General features: G+C 64.5%; 18 protein-coding genes. 14 read left to right on the top strand and 4 right to left on the bottom strand.

Annotated elements, in window-relative coordinates; genetic code table 11:
* The first annotated feature begins 99 nt into the window (after positions 1-99).
* The 5 genes from P0D73_RS07320 to P0D73_RS07300 all read left to right on the top strand — a co-directional run bounded on the left by P0D73_RS07320 (position 100) and on the right by P0D73_RS07300 (position 4,862).
* A complete protein-coding gene (locus tag P0D73_RS07320) occupies positions 100-1,395 on the top strand; it encodes an MFS transporter (protein WP_408180767.1) in 1,296 nt (431 codons plus the stop codon).
* Positions 1,395-2,360: a 2-hydroxyacid dehydrogenase gene (locus P0D73_RS07315; RefSeq protein WP_408430594.1), complete on the top strand. Its 966-nt coding sequence runs from the start codon at positions 1,395-1,397 to the stop codon at positions 2,358-2,360. The genes P0D73_RS07320 and P0D73_RS07315 overlap by 1 nt, the downstream gene beginning before the upstream one ends.
* 55 nt (positions 2,361-2,415) lie before the next feature.
* Positions 2,416-3,501 (top strand): LacI family DNA-binding transcriptional regulator, encoded by a 1,086-nt coding sequence (locus tag P0D73_RS07310; protein ID WP_408180765.1) that lies wholly within the window; start codon positions 2,416-2,418, stop codon positions 3,499-3,501.
* Positions 3,502-3,572: 71 nt separating this feature from the next.
* On the top strand, positions 3,573-4,391 hold the full coding sequence (locus P0D73_RS07305; protein WP_132374224.1) for a YhfC family intramembrane metalloprotease: 819 nt from the start codon (positions 3,573-3,575) through the stop codon (positions 4,389-4,391).
* Positions 4,392-4,493: 102 nt separating this feature from the next.
* Entirely contained in the window at positions 4,494-4,862 is a 369-nt protein-coding gene (locus tag P0D73_RS07300) for a DUF3022 domain-containing protein (protein ID WP_408180763.1), read from the top strand.
* Between the two features lie 18 nt (positions 4,863-4,880).
* Here P0D73_RS07300 and P0D73_RS07295 read toward each other — a convergent pair whose 3' ends face one another.
* Complete coding sequence (locus P0D73_RS07295; protein ID WP_408180762.1) at positions 4,881-5,318, bottom strand: PGDYG domain-containing protein; 438 nt, start codon at positions 5,316-5,318, stop codon at positions 4,881-4,883.
* A gap of 243 nt (positions 5,319-5,561) precedes the next feature.
* Positions 5,562-6,083 (bottom strand): Spy/CpxP family protein refolding chaperone, encoded by a 522-nt coding sequence (locus tag P0D73_RS07290; RefSeq protein WP_408180761.1) that lies wholly within the window; start codon positions 6,081-6,083, stop codon positions 5,562-5,564.
* A 198-nt stretch (positions 6,084-6,281) separates the two neighbouring features.
* On the opposite strand from P0D73_RS07290, the gene P0D73_RS07285 reads away from it, so the two are divergent.
* From P0D73_RS07285 to P0D73_RS07275, 3 genes are all read left to right on the top strand, one after another.
* A complete protein-coding gene (locus P0D73_RS07285) occupies positions 6,282-7,166 on the top strand; it encodes a LysR family transcriptional regulator (protein WP_408430589.1) in 885 nt (294 codons plus the stop codon).
* A gap of 152 nt (positions 7,167-7,318) precedes the next feature.
* Positions 7,319-7,777 carry an Lrp/AsnC family transcriptional regulator gene (locus P0D73_RS07280; protein ID WP_132374229.1) on the top strand — a complete coding sequence of 153 codons (459 nt, stop codon included), beginning with the start codon at positions 7,319-7,321 and terminating at the stop codon, positions 7,775-7,777.
* A gap of 262 nt (positions 7,778-8,039) precedes the next feature.
* Complete coding sequence (locus P0D73_RS07275; protein WP_408430587.1) at positions 8,040-9,137, top strand: saccharopine dehydrogenase family protein; 1,098 nt, start codon at positions 8,040-8,042, stop codon at positions 9,135-9,137.
* Positions 9,138-9,268: 131 nt separating this feature from the next.
* Here the strand turns inward: P0D73_RS07275 and P0D73_RS07270 are convergent, their stop codons facing one another.
* A complete protein-coding gene (locus P0D73_RS07270; RefSeq protein ID WP_408290029.1) occupies positions 9,269-9,886 on the bottom strand; it encodes a P-loop nucleotide/nucleoside kinase family protein in 618 nt (205 codons plus the stop codon).
* On the bottom strand, positions 9,883-10,032 hold the full coding sequence (gene cydX, locus P0D73_RS07265) for a cytochrome bd-I oxidase subunit CydX (RefSeq protein WP_408430585.1): 150 nt from the start codon (positions 10,030-10,032) through the stop codon (positions 9,883-9,885). The genes P0D73_RS07270 and cydX overlap by 4 nt, the downstream gene beginning before the upstream one ends.
* Before the next feature lie 381 nt (positions 10,033-10,413).
* On the opposite strand from cydX, the gene P0D73_RS07260 reads away from it, so the two are divergent.
* The 6 genes from P0D73_RS07260 (at position 10,414) to P0D73_RS07235 (ending at position 17,595) form a co-directional block, all read left to right on the top strand.
* Complete coding sequence (locus P0D73_RS07260; protein WP_408430582.1) at positions 10,414-10,881, top strand: hypothetical protein; 468 nt, start codon at positions 10,414-10,416, stop codon at positions 10,879-10,881.
* A 179-nt stretch (positions 10,882-11,060) separates the two neighbouring features.
* On the top strand, positions 11,061-12,038 hold the full coding sequence (gene corA, locus P0D73_RS07255) for a magnesium/cobalt transporter CorA (protein ID WP_132374233.1): 978 nt from the start codon (positions 11,061-11,063) through the stop codon (positions 12,036-12,038).
* A gap of 430 nt (positions 12,039-12,468) precedes the next feature.
* On the top strand, positions 12,469-13,431 hold the full coding sequence (locus P0D73_RS07250; RefSeq protein WP_408180756.1) for a sugar ABC transporter substrate-binding protein: 963 nt from the start codon (positions 12,469-12,471) through the stop codon (positions 13,429-13,431).
* Positions 13,432-13,735: 304 nt separating this feature from the next.
* Complete coding sequence (locus P0D73_RS07245) at positions 13,736-15,334, top strand: sugar ABC transporter ATP-binding protein (protein WP_408430580.1); 1,599 nt, start codon at positions 13,736-13,738, stop codon at positions 15,332-15,334.
* The gene (locus P0D73_RS07240; RefSeq protein WP_408430577.1) at positions 15,331-16,386 is read left to right on the top strand and encodes an ABC transporter permease; all 1,056 of its coding nucleotides are present in this window, start codon (positions 15,331-15,333) and stop codon (positions 16,384-16,386) included. The genes P0D73_RS07245 and P0D73_RS07240 overlap by 4 nt, the downstream gene beginning before the upstream one ends.
* A 168-nt stretch (positions 16,387-16,554) precedes the next feature.
* Positions 16,555-17,595 carry a LacI family DNA-binding transcriptional regulator gene (locus tag P0D73_RS07235; RefSeq protein WP_408180754.1) on the top strand — a complete coding sequence of 347 codons (1,041 nt, stop codon included), beginning with the start codon at positions 16,555-16,557 and terminating at the stop codon, positions 17,593-17,595.
* Positions 17,596-17,875: the final 280 nt, after the last annotated feature.

Genomic DNA, 17,875 nt, shown 5'->3' with positions numbered 1-17,875 from the left:
GCGTTCCGTCAAGCTGCCTCGATAACAGCAAGAGCGCTCGAACAGAGCGCCCCATGACCGTTCATCATTGTTTCGGGAAGCCGTCCAAGGAGACACCCCATGACCTCATCGCTTGCGATTCGCCGTTGGTGGACGATCATGCCGATCGTATTCATCACCTACAGCCTCGCTTATCTGGACCGCGCGAACTTCGGTTTCGCGTCGGCCGCCGGCATCAACCAGGACCTCGGCATCAGCAAGGGACTGTCGTCGCTGATCGGCGCGCTGTTCTTCCTCGGATACTTCTTCTTCCAGATTCCCGGTGCGATCTACGCGGAACGTCGCAGCGTCAAGAAGCTCGTGTTCTGGAGTCTGATTCTGTGGGGCGGTTGCGCGTCGCTCACCGGCATGGTCAGCAATATCCCGTCGCTGATGGTGATCCGCTTCGTGCTCGGCGTGGTTGAAGCCGCAGTGATGCCCGCCATGCTGATTTTCATCAGCAACTGGTTCACCAAGAGCGAGCGTTCGCGCGCCAACACCTTCCTGATTCTCGGCAATCCGGTGACGGTGCTGTGGATGTCGGTGGTGTCGGGCTATCTGGTGCACTCGTTCGGCTGGCGTCACATGTTCATCGCCGAAGGCGCGCCCGCGATTCTCTGGGCCGTGTGCTGGTGGTTCATCGTGCAGGACAAGCCGCAACAGGTGTCGTGGCTCACGCAGCAGCAGAAGGACGACCTCGCCGAAACGCTGCGCGCCGAGCAGGCCGCGATCAAACCGGTGCGCAACTATAGCGACGCGTTCAAAACGCCCGCGGTGATCAAGCTGTGCGCGCAGTATTTCTGCTGGAGCATCGGCGTGTATGGTTTCGTGCTGTGGCTGCCGTCGATCCTGAAGAACGGTTCGACGCTCGGCATGGTCGAAACCGGCTGGCTCTCGGCGCTGCCTTACCTCGCCGCGACTATCGCGATGCTTGCAGCTTCGTGGGCATCGGATAAACTCAATCGCCGCAAAGTATTCGTGTGGCCGTTCCTGCTGGTCGGCGCGGTGGCGTTCGCGGCTTCGTACGCGCTAGGCTCCACGCATTTCTGGCTCTCGTACGCATTGCTGGTGATCGCCGGCGCCGCGATGTACGCGCCGTATGGCCCGTTCTTCGCGATCGTGCCGGAACTGCTGCCCAAGAACGTCGCGGGCGGCGCGATGGCGCTGATCAACAGCATGGGCGCGCTCGGTTCGTTCGTCGGCTCGTATGTGGTCGGCTATCTGAACGGTGCGACCGGTTCGCCCGCGGCGTCGTATGCTTTCATGAGCGTGGCGCTGATCGCCGCCGTAATTCTGACGCTGATCGTCAAACCGCAGCCGCAAGCGCAGAACAATGCGCCCGCCGCTCGTCACCCCGTTGCTAGGAAAATAAGCTGATGAAGAAGATCGTCGCCTGGAAGTCGCTGCCCGAAGATGTGCTCGCGTATCTGCAACAGCATGCGCAAGTCGTGCAGGTCGATGCCACGCAGCACGACACGTTCGTGGCCGCGTTGAAAGATGCGGACGGCGGCATCGGTTCGAGCGCGAAAATCACGCCGGCGATGCTCGAAGGCGCGACCCGGCTCAAGGCGCTCTCGACTATCTCCGTGGGCTTCGACCAGTTCGACGTGGCCGACCTCACGCGCCGCGGCATCGTGCTCGCGCACACGCCGGACGTGTTGACCGAGTCCACCGCGGACACGGTGTTCTCGCTGATCCTCGCGTCGGCACGGCGCGTGGTCGAACTCGCCGAGTGGGTGAAGGCGGGGCATTGGCAGCACAGCATCGGCCCGGCTCAGTTCGGCGTCGACGTGCAGGGCAAGACGCTCGGTATCGTCGGGCTCGGGCGGATCGGCGGCGCGGTGGCGCGGCGCGCGGCGCTCGGCTTCAACATGAAGGTGCTGTACACCAATCGCAGTGCGAACCCGCAGGCCGAAGAGATGTACGGCGCGCGGCGCGTCGAGTTGGCGGAACTGCTCGCCGTGTCTGACTTCGTTTGCCTGCAAGTGCCTTTGACGCCGGAGACAAAGCACATGATCGGCGCGGCTGAGTTGAAGTCGATGAAGAAGAGCGCGATCCTGATCAACGCCTCGCGCGGCGCGACCGTCGACGAAAAGGCGCTGATTGAAGCGCTGCGGAACGGCACGATCCACGGCGCCGGTCTCGACGTGTTCGAGACCGAACCGCTGCCGGCCGACTCGCCGCTGCTGAAACTCGCGAATGTGGTCGCGTTGCCGCATATCGGTTCGGCGACGCTTGAAACCCGTCACGCGATGGCGCGCAATGCGGCGGAGAACCTGGTCGCCGCGCTCGACGGCACGCTGACCAGCAATATCGTCAACCGCGACGTTCTCGCCAAGTGAGGCGCTCAGTGAGCCGATTGATGAGCCGATTGATGAGCCAATCCACGAGCAGCCGATGAGCACGACGCCGCAGGCCACGCCGCGCCGCGCGACCATCACCGATGTCGCGCGCGAAGCCGGCACGGGCAAGACCAGCATCTCGCGCTATCTGAACGGCGAGATGAGCGTGCTGTCGCCTGAACTGCGCGCGCGTATCGAGGCCGCGATTGCGCGCCTCGACTATCAGCCCAACCAGATGGCGCGCGGCCTCAAGCGTGGCCGCAACCGCCTGATCGGCATGCTGCTCGCCGACCTGACGAATCCCTACACGGTCGAAGTGCTGCAAGGCGTGGAAGCGGCATGCCACGCGCTCGGCCTGATGCCGCTGATCTGCCATGCGGCGAACGAAGTCGAGATGGAGCGGCGCTACCTGCAACTGCTCACCACGTACCGCGTGGAAGGCGTGATCGTCAACGCGCTCGGCGTGCGCGAGGAAACGCTGCGCCCGGTGGGAGGCGGCGGGATTCCGGCGGTGCTGGTGGACCGTTCGGTGGATGGACTCGTCGCGGATATGGTCGGTCTCGACAACCGGGCGGCGGCTGAACTCGGCACGCGGCATCTGCTGGACAATGGGTTCGACGATATCTGGTTCGTCGTTCAGCCTTTCGAGCAGGTCAGCTCGCGGCAATTGCGCGAAGCGGCTTTTCGTGAGGCGATGAGCGCTCAGAGCGATCCAGGTGGCAAGAACGCCGCGCGTGGTCACACGTTGGTGCTGAATCTCGCGGATGCCGTCGACGTCGAGCGCAGCCTCGCCGAACTGGACCGCGCGATCGACGCGGCCGCCCACACGCGCGACGCCGCCGCCACGGGCAACGCCGCGCGCGTCGCCTTGTTCGCGGCCAACGCGCCTGTCGCGCTGTGTCTCGCCTTGCATCTGAAAGCGCGCTACGGCGCCGACTGGCAAGCCCGCGTCGCGCTGCTTTCCATCGACGACCCCGAATGGGCCGAATTGACCGGCGTCACCACGATCCGTCAGCCGACCTACGAGATCGGCTACCGCGCGGTCGAGTTCCTGCACGAACGCATCGAAGGCGTTCAGACCACCGCGCGCGACTGCCTTTTGCCGGGCGAATTGATCGTCCGCGCCTCCACTTTGCGCTGAATTCTCGCCGATCTGCGATCATTCGGGCTGCGGCGCGCAGCGGGTGCGCGCCGGACATCGCAAGGAAACTCATGGTTGTTGCACCACTTACCCTCTCGAGCCTCGCCGTCGCGACGCTGCTCGTCGCCGCATTACCCTTTCTGATCTACCGCCGTCTGCGCCGTCCGCTCGCGCTCAAGCCGCGTGACGCCATAACCGGCATCGCCGTATTCGCGCTGTTCGCCATGGTGATCGAGCGCGCGCTGAACGACTACGTGCTGCATCGGAACGAAGCGACCGCGAGCTTCCTGTCGAATCCGCTCGCCTTCGTGGTGTACGGCGCGCTGGCCGCGGGTATTTGCGAGGAAGTGGGGCGGTTCATCGGCATGCGGCTGTTGCTCAAGCGCGCGGCGGCGAAGTCGGGCTCGACATCGCTCGCGGCGGGAACGAACGACGGCACCGCGCTGACCTACGGCCTCGGCCACGGTGGCGCCGAAGCGTGGCTCGTCGGCGTGCTGGTGCAAATTCAATGGATCCTGTTCGCGGTCTTCGAAAACCGCGGCGAACTGGACGGCTATCTGAGCAATTTGCCGACCGATGCGGTGATGCGCATCCACCTGATTCTCGCCAGCCTGACGCCGCAGACCGCCGGCATTTTCGCGCTCGAACGCGTGGCCGCGCTGGTGTTCCAGATCGGCTTGTCGGTGTTGATGTGGCGTGGCTTGCGAGCCGGCTGGCGCGGCATCCTGCCGCTCGCGATTGCGCTGCATGCGCTGGTGGATGTGCCCGCCGCGTTGTTCCAGGCGCAACTCGTGCCGCTCGCCGCGGTGGACGCCGTGTATGCCGTGGGAGCGGTGATCGTGACGGGGTTGCTGTTCCGGGCGTTCAGGCGTCCCGCGGTGCCCGCATGACGGCCGCACTTGACGGCGCCGCATGATGCGCGCGTCACTTTGAACTGTCGACCGTTCTCTACAATCGGCCTCTTTTCGAGGCCACCCTTTCGGCACACTTCAATGGAAGAAGCTTACCAATACGACTGCGCCAACCCCGAGTTCGAGGAGCTGGCGCGCGTCATCAGCGATCTGTTTCCCGAGCAGACGCAGTTCATCCAGCGCGCCGCGGAAGACGGCACGCCAACGCTGGCGATTCACTGGGTGGCGATGCGTTTCGGCGCGACCGCGCGCCGTATCGTGATGACCGTGGTGATCGCGCCGACCGCGTTGGCGCGTTATCGCGCGCTGCCGGCGCGGCTGCGCGGCCGCAGTTTCGCGGTGTTGCGCGCGTATGTCGAAGCGAGCATCGGTTCGCTCGAGGAGCAGTATGCGAACGGCGAAGCGGTGCCGCGCGATGTCACCGTGGATCTCGGCGACGAGTTCGCTTAATGCACTGGCGGATACGGCTCAATCGGCGAGCCGGTAGACCTTCGCGAAGCGGGCGGCTTGCACCACGCCGTAGTCGCCCGGCGCGTATTGCATGACCCAGTCGCCGGCGGCGCCGCGCAGCACGTCGCCGCCGTTTGCCGAGCGCGCGAGCGTGAACGCTTCATGCATCTGTTTGGCCAGCACGACGGCGGGGCGGTTGCGGTACGCGCCGGCTTCGCCGTGCGAGACGGCGGCATCGGCGGGAACGTATTTGGCGTCGAAGCGTTCGCGCGAAACGACCCAGCGGTCGCCCGTCGAGCCCGTGATCAGCGCGTCGCCGCGCACATAGCGGTTCGGGCCTTCGAGGCTCATCAGTTCGCCTTCGGCGGCGGCGAATTCGACGCTGACCGTTTCGTCTTTGACGACACGGCGGGCGTTGGCGTCTTGACTCAGGTCGAGATTTTTCAGTTCGGTCATGAAGCGAGCAGGTGTGGAGAGTTTTACGGCGGTGCCCGACTTCAGGTGTTCGGGCCGCGTACGACTCGCATCATGCCAGATGCATCTGGCGACCGGTTTCTTTTGCGATGGACGGCGGCGCGGATCGTCTGTCGGCGACACGATCGACGCGCTCGGGGAACGCGGCCATATGCCGCCGCCCATGGCAAAAAAAACGGCGCGCCGCGCGGCAAATCCGCGCTGCGCGCCGGCGGTTTCTTACAGTTACGGCTTCACCGTGGCGTCGCTTGCCGGGGCCGGCGCGGACTTGCCGCCTTTGCCCTTGCCTTTGCCATGATGACCGTGGCCTTCCACGCCGCCCGGCTGATGGAAGGTCACGTCAGCCAGCTTCTTCTGTTCCGGCGAGAAGCTGTTGTACAGCGGATCGAACGCATCGACGAGCTTCTTCATGCCGTCCGCATGCGCTTGCGCGATCGTCGCGTATTGCTTCATGTCGTCGAGCGCCGACACGTTGGTGGCGGCCCGGCGTTGCTGGAACAACTGGCCCATCGTTTGACCGTTGCTGCGCATCACGTCGGCGAAGGTGTTCCACTGCGATTCCTGCGCCGAGGTGATCTTCAGTTGCGAATGCAGGTAGGCGATGCGGTCTTCGACGTTGCGCTCGTGGCCGGCCTTGCCGGCGGGTGCGGAAGCGGCGCTCACCGGTGCCGACGCCGACGCGGGTGTTTGTGCGAACGCGCCGCTCATGGCGACTGCGGTGGCCAGCATTACCAGTGCTTTTTTCATCGAAACTCCTGATGTCTATTCGAATTGGGACAAGGCTCGCGTGCGAGCGGCCCGTCATGCAGTGGTCATGCGCGGGTCATGATTATGCACGGCGGCCGGCTGCCCACTTTGCCGTCGCCGCTATTAGTATCACGATATCCCTACAATGCGGCTCTTATGCGACAAACGCTTACAACCGAAACGAACAGGAAATAGCGGGTGGATAAATTCGTCAGCATGGAGATCTTCGTCGCCGTGGTCGAGGCGGGCAGCCTGACGGCGGCCGCCGAGCGCTTCGACATATCGTCGGCGATGGTAGGCAAGCATATCCGTTCGCTCGAAGCGCGGCTCGGCACGCGGCTGTTGACGCGCACCACACGTCGGCAAAGTCTGACGGAGATCGGCCGGCAGTATTACGAGCAATGCCGGCGCATCCTGGCCGACGTCAAGGATGCGGAATCGCTCGCCGAGGCGATGGCCGCCGCGCCGCGCGGCGTGCTCAAGGTGACGGTGCCGCTCACCTATGGCGTCGAAATCTTCGCCCCGGCGATGACCGAGTTCCTCACCGCTTGGCCCGACATCACGCTCGAACTCGATCTGTCGAACCGTATGATCGACCTGGTAGAAGAGGGCTTCGACGCGTCGGTGCGCATCGGCCAGTTGCCTGATTCGAGTTTCGTCGCGCGGCCGTTGAAGCCGTACCGGATGCGCGCGTGTGCGTCGCCGGCGTATCTGGCGCGCGCCGGTACGCCGCGCACACCCGAGGATCTCATGCAGCATGAATGCCTGGGATTTCTGCATTGGGGCCGCGAAGGTTTGTGGCGCCTCGGCGGCGAGAGCGCGACCGAGTGTCAGTTGCGCGCCGGCCGCTTTCGCGCGAACAACGGCCAGGCACTCAAGGTGGCCGCATTGCACGGCTTCGGGCTCGTGTTGCAGCCGGAGGCGCTGCTTGCCAGGGAGATTGCCAGCGGCGAGTTGGTGTCGGTACTGGAAGATTATCTGCCCGAAGGCGCGCCGGTCCATCTGTTGTATCCGCGCGATCGGCGCGCCACGCCCAAGCTCACCAGCTTTATCGATTTCGTGATTGAGCGGTTCGGCGCATGAGCCTGGCGGCTAACGCGATGCGCCCGTGACTCGCGCAACGCGCGCCATTTCGCTCATGATGATGTTCAAGGCGATTGGGTTGGGTGACTTCTCCATTTGCCGCGGAAGACGCGCGATAATCCGCCTCATCTGAGCCACTTCCTTTTCTCTCGATGAGACCTCCGCGCCTCGACCAACTCGACGACCTCGACCGCAACCTCGTTGCGCTGCTGCAAACCAACGCTCGCGAGAGCGTTGCCAATCTCGCTCGTCAGCTCGGCGTGGCGCGCACCACGGTGATCGCGCGCATCGCGCGGCTCGAACGCAGCAATGTGATCGCCGGATACAGCGTGCGGCTCGGCCAGGACGTGCTCGACTCGAGCATCGTGGCTTACGTCGGCATCATCATCGCGCCGAAGCATGGGCCGGCTGTGCAGAAGCGCCTCGGCAAGATGCCCGAGGTGCAGTTGCTGTGCGCGGTGAGCGGCGAGTTCGATTACGTCGCGTGGCTGCGTGCCGATTCGCCCGATCGCCTGAACGATCTGCTCGATCAGATCGGCGGGCTTGAAGGCGTGGAGAGGACCACGACTTCAATCATCCTCGCGCGCAAGATCGATCGCGGCATGGTGTGAGCGCCACCCCGCGTTTACGCCGTTTTAACAACTTTCAGACATATCGACTAAAAAGTTCGTCATAACGTCGAAGTTCATGGTCATAGCGCAGCATTTTGCGCGTATGAACTGTTTTTGCTTCTCCCTAAACTGTTGCTCAAGGGTTCAGCCCGCCGGGCGCCGCGCCACGAGCGCAGCGCACTTCCCAAGCTGGAGACAGCACACAAAATGGGACCGGAGTAAGCGCTAAAGCGCTGACATCGGTCGATAAAGGAGAAGCGCAATGAAAATAGCCATCGTTGGTGCAGGTTTGATCGGTCACACCATCGCTCACATGTTGCGCGAAACCGGCGACTACGACGTCGTCGCGTTCGACCGCGACCAGCACGCGCTCGACAAACTTGCCGCCCAGGGTATTCCGACCCGCCGTGTGGATTCCGCCGATGCCGCCGCGCTGCGCGCCGCCGTGCAAGGTTTCGACGCGCTCGTCAACGCGCTGCCGTACTACCTCGCGGTTAACGTGGCGTCGGCGGCCAAGGGCGCAGGCGTGCATTACTTCGATTTGACGGAAGACGTGCGCGCCACCCATGCGATCCGCGCGATCGCGGACGACGCCGATCACGCCTTCATGCCGCAGTGCGGTCTTGCGCCGGGCTTCATCGGCATCGCCGCGCATGAACTGGCGAACCGCTTCACGGAAATCCGCGACGTCAAGATGCGCGTGGGCGCGCTGCCGGAATTCCCGACCAACGCGCTGAAGTACAACCTGACGTGGAGCGTCGACGGTCTGATCAACGAGTACTGCCAGCCGTGCGAAGCGATCCGCGACAGCCGCACGCAGTGGGTGCAGCCGCTCGAAGGCCTCGAACATTTCTCGCTCGACGGCACCGAATACGAAGCCTTCAACACCTCAGGCGGACTCGGCACGCTTTGCGAAACGCTGGCGGGCCGGGTCGAGTCGCTCGACTACAAGTCGGTGCGCTATCCGGGCCACCGCAACCTGATGCAGTTCCTGCTCGAAGACCTGCGTCTTGCCAGCGACCGCGACACGCTCAAGAACATCATGCGCCGTTCGGTGCCGTCCACCGCGCAAGACGTGGTGCTGGTGTTCATCACGGTGAGCGGCATGCGCGACGGTCAACTGGTGCAGGAAGTATTCACCCGCAAGATCTTCGCGAAGACGGTGTGCGGCGTGCCGATGAGTGCGATCCAGATCACCACGGCCGGCGCGATGTGCGCGGTGCTCGATCTGTTCCGTGAACAGAAGCTGCCGCAAAAGGGCTTCGTGCGCCAGGAGCAGGTGTCGCTGCGCGACTTCCTCGCGAACCGCTTCGGCCAGTTGTACGAAGGACAGTCGCTGGAGACGATGGCTACTGTCTGAAGGACCGGCATCGAGGGCCGTGCGACAAGGCGGCAGCAGGCATGAAACGTCTGCCGCGAGCAGCAAAGACGGCTTCGCAGAGAGCCGAGGAAACGCCCCGACATTCGGGGCGTTTTTTATTGACGCCGCTGCTACACAGGTACCGGCGGCATGATCGTCGCCGCCTGCGGCTCGCCCACGATGCGCGCGAGCAGGGTTTCATGATCCGCCGAAGTAGGCGCGGTATTGTCGAACATCAGCAGATCGCCGCAGATATCGCCACTGGGCACGAAACGGCGCTGCCGATACTCGTCCCAGTGCGCGAGTTTGTATGCGTCGTTCGGATTGGCGCGCGCGAGGATCCGCTGCCGCGCCGTCTCTTCCGACGTATAGACCCACACGACCCGTAGTACCACGTCCGCAGCGACCCCCAGCCACGCGCGATCGAACAAACGCCGCTCGCGCACTTCGCGCGAGAGCGGCCCGACCACCATCGCGCTGACGCCGAGTTCGAGATTGTCGCGGGCGGTATCGAGCAGGCCGCGATACTCGGGATCGCGCAGATGCTGCAGAAACAGCGGGCTGTCGCGGTCGTTCGGGTCGCCGGTCAGCATGGCCATGGCGGCCGCGCTGTAGCCGCCGTAGAGCGTGTCTTTATCGAGCAGGCAGAAGGGCGTGGCGCTCGCTTTCATCAACGGGCCGAGCAGCTTTCTCGCGAGCGTGGTCTTACCCGTGCCCGCGTGGCCGCAGAAGAAAACCAGATGGGTCACGAAGGCGTGTCCTCGGGCGTGGCGGGTGTCGCGCCGGCGCGCTCCGGGTCACGCGCGAACTTGCCGCCGGCTTCCAGCCACATCACGTTGATGATGCCGAAGCCCAACGCCACGCCGATGCCGAGAATCCAGGTGAAATACCACATTGCAGACTCCTTGGTCGTATGTCCAGCAAGGCCGGCCCCGAAGCGTGGCGCATAGCTCGTACAGTGAAGCCGGCATGTCCGCAGGCAAAGTGGCATGCGCTGGAACCGAGGGTAAATCCGCAACGGGAACACAACGCGCAGCAGCCCACGGAACGGCCCTTTGCAGCGATCATGAAGAAGAACGCGGCGCCATGCAAGAGGCCGCGGGGTCGTCCGATCGGCCAGGCTGGCAGAACGACCGCGCATTGCTATCATGCATGGCAAAGGTTGAGCGGGTGCAATGAACGGCAGCGATCAGGACGGCCAGGCATCGTCCCGCATACCGATCAGCAAGAAGAAGCACACGAGCAAGACCACAACCAACAACACGGGAGACCCAGCATGCCGACGCGTCCGGACCGTCACCGTCAAGCCGCGTGGGTCGTATTGGCGAAGCTGGGCGCGCTTGCCGCGCCGAGCCTCGGCGTGCTCGCCGGCTGCGCCTCGACACCCGCCGAGCCGGTTCCATTCAAGCCGGTGCCGGCCGCGCGCATCGTCCAGCCAGGCTACACAGAGGCGGGGACGGGGCTCGTCGCCGTGGATGTCCGCCGTGAGCGTTCGCGCGACGTGATCGTCCGCTTTCGCGATGCCTTGGTGTATATCGACGGCGAACAGGTCACCGACCTGATGAACGGCGAGCACGTGGTCTTCTATCTGAGTCCGGGCGTGCATCGCATCGCCGTGTCGACGCAGTTCGATCCGGTCGTCGAAATGCGCTTCACGGTGACGGCCGATACGCGCTACACGAACCGCGCCTCGGTCACGTTCGGCGACGATCACCGTATCGCGCTGCGGCGGGTCGCGCAATAGCGTGCTCTGTCTCGCGGGCGTTGCGCACGGCGTCCGCGCGGCTTAACAATTCGATACATGAGCGGCGCGCATAGCCCTTAACATGGCGGCTAACGCCAATCCGTTCCTGCAGATGCGCCGCCAGGCTTACGTTTCGTAAGCGTCGGGCCGCTCTGTTCCGTTTTCAAGGTAATCCAAACATGCTGATCAATTGCGCCGCCTATCAGGACGGCCGGAAGCTGGCAGACATCGACATCGATAGCATCAGCGACTACGTGGCGCGGCCCGAGTGTTTTGTCTGGGTGGCGCTAAAGGACCCGGGCCCGGGCGAGCTGGCCGTGATGAAACACGAGTTCGGCCTGCATGAACTCGCGATCGAAGATGCGCAGAACGGCCATCAGCGTCCCAAGATCGAGGAGTACGGCGAGTCGCTGTTCGCCGTGATGCACACGGTGGAAATGGACGAAGAGGGCGAACTGCTGATCGGCGAAGTCGACGTGTTCGTGGGAAGCAACTATGTGCTGTCGGTGCGGCGCGGCACGCGCATCGGCTTTCAGAACGTGCGCGCCCGCTGCGAGCGCGAGCCGCAACTGCTCAAGGAAGGCGCGGCGTTCGTGCTGTATGCGCTCGCCGACGATATCGTCGATCGTTACTTCCCGATCATCGAGGCGTTGAACACCGAGATCGAAGCGCTCGAAGACCGCATTTTCGACCGCAACAATTCGGCGGCGTCGCGCGCGATCATCCAGGATCTGTATTCGTTGAAACGGCGCCTCGTGATTCTGCAGCACCATATCGCGCCATTGCAGGAAGCAATCAGCAAACTGACGGGCGGCCGGATTCCGAGCGTCTGCGGGGGCATGCAGGCGTACTTCCGCGATGTCTACGACCACCTCGAGCGGATCGTCAGGATCATCGACGGGCGGCGCGAAATGGTCGTCACCGCCGTGCAGGTGAATCTCGGCATGATTTCGCTGGCCGAGAGCGAGGTGACCAAACGGCTCGGCTCGTTCGCGGCGCTGTTCGCGGTGCCGACCATGATCGCCGGCATCTACGGGATGAACTTCCAGACCATCCCCGAGCTGCACTACAAGTACGGCTATCCGATCTGTCTCGCGGTGATGCTGACCGTCGACCTGGTGCTGTACTGGCGCTTCCGCAAGGTCGGCTGGCTTTGATGAGCGGGCAGGGCGGCGTCCGTCGGCGCCGCCATCCATCCGCTCAAACTGGCCGGACTGAGCAACAGCGCCCCCGCAGCAAACCCACCCGCTGGCCGTCCGGCGTTCTCCACGCTTGCACCGCGCGCAATAAAAGTCCAGCATAGGCGGCCCGCCGGCCGTTGATCTTGCAGCCGGCGGCAAATCTGCTACGCACGGACCAAGCGAGGAACCCTTTGCCACACGCCGCCTGCCGGCCCGCTACAACAGCGCGCCGCTCCGATTCGACCGGGCGCACAGCACGCCGGCGCATCGCCGCGCGCCGATGCACTGCAACACCGCGCATCGTTGACAATCGGAATGGACTGCGCTGAGAATGGGCCTCGCAAACGTTTGCGCACTAATTAAAAATAAGGCTCCGTTGCGAGCCTGACAGACCCTGGAGATATGCATGAGCCAACGCATTCGCCGCCGCATCCTGGTGGCCGCCGTCCTCGCCACCGCTACCGCCGCCTTGCCGTTTTCCTCCGCGTACGCGCAGAGCGCGCCCGCTCATAAGCCGAAGGTCGCGCTGGTGATGAAGTCGCTCGCCAACGAGTTTTTCCTGACCATGGAGACCGGCGCGAAGGACTATCAGAAGCACAACCCGTCGCAGTTCGACCTGATCACCAACGGCATCAAGGACGAGACTGATACCGCGAACCAGATCCGCATCGTCGAACAGATGATCGTCTCCAAGGTCGACGCGATCGTGCTCGCGCCGGCCGATTCGAAAGCGCTGGTGCCGGTCGTCAAGAAGGCGGTGGACGCGGGCATCATCGTCGTGAACATCGACAACCGGCTCGACCCGGACGTGCTCAAGTCGAAGGACCTGAATGTGCCGTTCGTCGGACCGGATAACCGCAAGGGCGCGCAGAAGGTCGGCGACTACCTGGCGAAGAAGCTCAAGGCGGGCGACGAGGTCGGCATCATCGAAGGCGTTTCGACCACCACCAACGCGCAACAGCGCACCGCGGGCTTCAAGGACGCGATGCAGAAGGTGGGCGCCAAGGTCGTTTCGGTGCAATCGGGTGAATGGGAGATCGACAAGGGCAACGCGGTGGCGTCGGCCATGCTCAACGAATACCCGAATCTGAAGGCGCTCCTCGCCGGCAACGACAACATGGCGATCGGCGCGGTCTCGGCCGTGCGCGCGGCAGGCAAGCAGGGCAAGGTGTTGGTGGTCGGCTACGACAACATCAACGCGATCAAGCCGATGCTCAAGGACGGCCGCGTGCTCGCCACGGCGGATCAGTACGCCGCCAAGCAGGCCGTGTTCGGCATCGACACCGCGCTGAAGGCGCTCAGCGAACACAAGAAGCAGGCGGATCTGTCCGGCGTGGTGGAAACGCCGTGCGATCTGGTCACGAAGTAAGCATCGCCCGGTCAGTCCCGGGGTAAGTCGGGTACGCGGTTTTGCGCCGGCGTCGTTTCGTGCTCAATGCATGACATACGCTCGCAAACCCGCGTGTATTCAATAAACGCTCAAGAAACCTGCCGCGCCGCCGTTAATTCCAGAGGTAAGCGTCATGACGGTGCCGCGCGACGGGAGGGTGCGTGGCTTTTAGCGCCTGCGCATTCCGCGCATTGGGCCGGCATGACACGGGGCGCACGGGCCGCAACTTCAAGCGAGCGAATCGCATGAGGCCACGGCCCGGCGCCACGGAACCAGGATTGCGATGGACTCAACCGATCACGACGCCGTGCCTGCCGTCCTGTCTGTCAGCGGCATCGGCAAGACCTACGCCGAACCGGTGCTCGCCGACATTTCGCTGTCGCTGCGCGCCGGCGAGGTATTGGCGCTGACGGGCGAGAATGGCGCAGGCAAGAGTACGCTGTCCAAAATCATCGGCGGCCTGGTCGACCCGACCACCGGCACGATGCAGCTCGGCGGCGCGCCTTATGCGCCGGCGAGCCGCACCGAAGCCGAGGCGCTCGGCGTGCGCATGGTGATGCAGGAGCTGAATCTGCTGCCGACCTTGTCGGTGGCCGAAAATCTGTTCCTGAACCGCTTGCCGCGGATCGGCGCGTTCAGCTTCGGCTGGATCGACCGGCGCAAGCTGCGCGAGGATGCGCGTCACGCCATGGCGCAGGTCGGCCTCGACGCGATCGATCCGGACACGCTGGTCGGCGAGCTCGGCATCGGCCATCAGCAGATGGTGGAAATCGCCCGCAATCTGATCGACGACTGCCGCGTGCTGATCCTCGACGAGCCGACCGCGATGCTGACCGCGCGCGAAGTCGATCTGCTGTTCGAACAGATCGACCGGCTGAAGGCGCGCGGCGTGGCGCTCGTCTACATCTCGCACCGGCTCGAGGAGCTCGCGCGGGTGGCCGAGCAGATAGCGGTCCTGCGCGACGGGCGGCTGGTGCATGTCGACGCGATGGCCAACCTGACCAGCGACGAAATCGTCACATGGATGGTCGGCCGGGAGCTCGGCGAGCGGATCGATCTGGGCGTGCGCAACATCGGCGCGCCGCTGTTGAAAGTGGACCGCCTCACGCGCGGCAAGGTGGTGCGCGAGGTGTCGTTCGAAGTGCGCGCGGGCGAGATTTTCGGCATCAGCGGCCTGATCGGCGCGGGCCGCACGGAGTTGATGCGGCTGATTTACGGCGCCGATCCGAAGGACGGCGGCACCGTGTCGCTGGCGCAAACGCCGGGCGCGCCGCCCACGCCGGTACAGATCGCGTCGCCCTCGGACGCGGTGCGCGCGGGCATCGCGCTGATCACCGAGGACCGTAAAGGCGAAGGCCTGTTGCTGCCGCAGCCGATCGCGGCCAATGTGTCGCTTGGCAATATCGGCAGCGTGGCGCGGCACGGCATCGTCGATGCGAAGCGGGAGAATGCGCTCGCGCAGACGCAGATCGCGGCGATGCGGATCCGCACGTCCGGGCCGGGGCAGATTGTCGGCGAGCTGTCGGGCGGCAACCAGCAGAAGGTCGTGATCGGCCGCTGGCTGGCGCGCGACTGCCGCGTGCTGTTATTCGACGAACCTACGCGCGGCATCGACGTCGGCGCGAAGTTCGATATTTATGGCCTGATGGGTGCGCTGGCCCGTGAAGGGCGCGCGCTCGTCGTGGTGTCGAGCGACCTGCGTGAGCTCATGCTGATCTGCGACCGGATCGGCGTGATGTCCGCGGGCAGCATGACGGGTGTGTTCGAGCGCGATAACTGGTCGCAGGATGCGTTGCTGGCCGCGGCTTTCGCCGGCTACCGCAGCCGCGAAGCGTTGCTGCACGCCGCCCCCGACGCCAGCGAAGCAGGGAGTCTGTCATGAACGATCAACCGTTGCGGGAAGCATCGGGCGACAAGCCGGGAACGGGTAGCGGCACTGGCACAGTCGCGCCGCCGGCCGATCCGTCGGCGCCGCTCGCGGGCGGCAAACCGGCCGGCACGCGGCTGGGCTTTTCGAATTATCTCGGGCTCGCCGGCGCGTTGCTGGCGATGATCGTGCTGTTCTCGCTGCTGAGTTCGCACTTTTTGACGTACGACACGTTCAGCACGATCGCCAATCAGATTCCCGATCTGGTGGTGATGTCGGTCGGGATGACCTTCGTCCTGATCATCGCCGGGATCGATCTGTCGGTGGGATCGGTGCTGGCGCTGGGCGCGTCGGTGGTGAGCGTGGCCGCGCTGAAGTGGGGCTGGGGGCCGTTGCCGTCGGCGCTGCTCGGCGTCGCCGCGGCGGCGCTGACCGGCACCATTACCGGCGCGGTGACGGTGGGCTGGCGGATTCCGTCGTTCATCGTCTCGCTCGGCGTGCTCGAAGCGGCGCGCGGCATGGCGTATCAGATGACGAATTCGCGCACCGCCTATATCGGCGACGCGTTCGACTTCCTGTCGAACCCGATCGCGGTCGGCATCTCGCCGGCGTTCCTGATCGCGGTGGCGGTGATGGTGATCGCGCAGCTGGTGCTCACGCGCACGGTGTTCGGCCGCTATCTGGTCGGCATTGGCACCAACGAGGAAGCGGTGCGGCTCGCGGGCGTCAATCCGCGTCCGTACAAGGTCATCGTGTTCGCGCTGATGGGCGCTCTCTCGGGGCTGGCCGCGCTGTTCCAGATATCGCGTCTGGAAGCGGCCGATCCGAACGCGGGTGTCGGCCTGGAACTGCAGGTGATCGCGGCCGTGGTGATAGGCGGCACCAGCCTGATGGGCGGGCGCGGCTCGGTGATCAGTACCTTTTTCGGCGTATTGATCATTTCAGTGCTGGCGGCCGGCCTCGCGCAGATTGGCGCGAACGAGCCGACCAAGCGCATGATCACCGGCGGGGTGATCGTGGTGGCGGTGGTGCTGGATACGTATCGCAGCCGCCGCAAGCGCGCCTGACCGGTGGCCGGCACCACAAGCCGGCAGAGTAACGCAACCAGGGCGGTTGCGGCGTCATGAGCGGTAAAGCGTAAGAATTCATGGGTTTGGTCTGTCTTCGATGAAGACGTCCGGTGGGTCGCCAGATGGCGCGGCCGGCGGGTAAAACTGGCGGGAGAGCAACAGGTTATGGCGACGATCAAGGATGTAGCGGCTGTGGCAGGCGTGTCGTTCACGACGGTATCGCACGTGGTGAACAACTCGCGGCCGGTGTCGGCGGACGTGCGCGCGAAGGTCGAACACGCGATCCGTCAGCTCCACTATGTTCCGTCGGCGGTGGCCCGCTCACTGAAGGCACGGGCGACCGCGACGATCGGGCTGGTCGTGCCCAACACCACGAACCCGTATTTCGCGGAACTGGCGCGCGGCATCGAGGACGGTTGCTCGCGTAACGGCTACTGCGTGTTTTTCTGCAATTCCGACGACGATCCGGCCAAGCAGCGTAACTATCTGCGCGTGCTGCAGGAAAAGCGGATCGACGGCCTGATCGTCGCTTCCGCTGGCGACGACGCCGTGCTCGCGCAAACGCTCGCTGACTCGCACGAGCCGCTGGTCATTCTGGATCGCAATATCGAAGGGCTGAACGCGGATCTGGTGCAGATCGATCACGAGAAGGGCGCATATCTCGCGACCCGGCATCTGCTCGAACTGGGGCACGTGCGGATCGGCTGCATCACCGGGCCGGTTCAGACGGCGGTCAGCGCGATGCGCGTGCACGGCTTTATCCGCGCGATGACGGAGCGCGGCATCGAGATTCCGCCCGATGCGATCGTGGAAAGCGATTTTTCGGGCACCGGCGGCCACCGTGCGGCCGCGCAACTGTTCGACACGGTCAAACCGTCGGCGATTTTTGCCGGCAACGACATGATGGGCATCGGCGCATTGCGCGCCGCCGCGGAACGCAATATCAGCGTGCCGCGCGACTGCTCGATCATCGGTTTCGACGATATCGAGCTGGGGCGTTTCACGTATCCGGCGCTCTCGACCGTCGGGCAGTCAGTGCGCGCGCTCGGCGATATGGCTGCGCAGACGCTGATCGAACGGATTGCCGGCACGTCGTCGGGCACGCCGCGCGCGCCGGGGCGTCGGCGCGTGGTGTCGCCGCGGCTGATCGTGCGCGAGTCCACCGCGACATGGGCCGGCGCGGCCAAGCGCGATCTGGCGGCGTGATCGGATTCGATGCGCTGATACATAAGCGCATTTGCTGCTAGCGGCGCGGCCGCGCGCGTCATCGGGCGATTTGCTTGGCGTAACACGTAGCCTTCGATTCTCGCCCGCAGCGGCGTTGAACATTTCTTCAGATCTGGCAGGCGTTGTCGAGCGGGGCGCTGAAATCGCGCGCATGTCCTAACGCTCAATAGCGTTGTGGTGCAACGCTTGCTCTCGTCGCAGCAAGAACGCAGACGATCAAATTCAGCCGTGCGGCGCGCTCGCTGTCGTCGGGTATCCA

Origin of the sequence: Paraburkholderia sp. RL18-101-BIB-B (genome assembly GCF_046026985.1) — a bacterium.
GTDB lineage: Bacteria > Pseudomonadota > Gammaproteobacteria > Burkholderiales > Burkholderiaceae > Paraburkholderia.
Note: the sequence above shows the minus strand (reverse complement) of the source record. Positions and strands in the feature narration are given on the sequence as shown.

Excerpts from the sequence above, each read along its gene's own strand:
- P0D73_RS07320 (WP_408180767.1), top strand. The coding sequence starts at position 100 with ATGACCTCATCGCTTGCGATTCGCCGTTGGTGGACGATCATGCCGATC.
- P0D73_RS07315 (WP_408430594.1), top strand. The coding sequence starts at position 1,395 with ATGAAGAAGATCGTCGCCTGGAAGTCGCTGCCCGAAGATGTGCTCGCG.
- P0D73_RS07310 (WP_408180765.1), top strand. The coding sequence starts at position 2,416 with ATGAGCACGACGCCGCAGGCCACGCCGCGCCGCGCGACCATCACCGAT.
- P0D73_RS07305 (WP_132374224.1), top strand. The coding sequence starts at position 3,573 with ATGGTTGTTGCACCACTTACCCTCTCGAGCCTCGCCGTCGCGACGCTG.
- P0D73_RS07300 (WP_408180763.1), top strand. The coding sequence starts at position 4,494 with ATGGAAGAAGCTTACCAATACGACTGCGCCAACCCCGAGTTCGAGGAG.
- P0D73_RS07295 (WP_408180762.1), bottom strand. The coding sequence starts at position 5,318 with ATGACCGAACTGAAAAATCTCGACCTGAGTCAAGACGCCAACGCCCGC.
- P0D73_RS07290 (WP_408180761.1), bottom strand. The coding sequence starts at position 6,083 with ATGAAAAAAGCACTGGTAATGCTGGCCACCGCAGTCGCCATGAGCGGC.
- P0D73_RS07280 (WP_132374229.1), top strand. The coding sequence starts at position 7,319 with ATGAGACCTCCGCGCCTCGACCAACTCGACGACCTCGACCGCAACCTC.
- P0D73_RS07275 (WP_408430587.1), top strand. The coding sequence starts at position 8,040 with ATGAAAATAGCCATCGTTGGTGCAGGTTTGATCGGTCACACCATCGCT.
- cydX (WP_408430585.1), bottom strand. The coding sequence starts at position 10,032 with ATGTGGTATTTCACCTGGATTCTCGGCATCGGCGTGGCGTTGGGCTTC.
- P0D73_RS07260 (WP_408430582.1), top strand. The coding sequence starts at position 10,414 with ATGCCGACGCGTCCGGACCGTCACCGTCAAGCCGCGTGGGTCGTATTG.
- corA (WP_132374233.1), top strand. The coding sequence starts at position 11,061 with ATGCTGATCAATTGCGCCGCCTATCAGGACGGCCGGAAGCTGGCAGAC.
- P0D73_RS07250 (WP_408180756.1), top strand. The coding sequence starts at position 12,469 with ATGAGCCAACGCATTCGCCGCCGCATCCTGGTGGCCGCCGTCCTCGCC.
- P0D73_RS07245 (WP_408430580.1), top strand. The coding sequence starts at position 13,736 with ATGGACTCAACCGATCACGACGCCGTGCCTGCCGTCCTGTCTGTCAGC.
- P0D73_RS07240 (WP_408430577.1), top strand. The coding sequence starts at position 15,331 with ATGAACGATCAACCGTTGCGGGAAGCATCGGGCGACAAGCCGGGAACG.
- P0D73_RS07235 (WP_408180754.1), top strand. The coding sequence starts at position 16,555 with ATGGCGACGATCAAGGATGTAGCGGCTGTGGCAGGCGTGTCGTTCACG.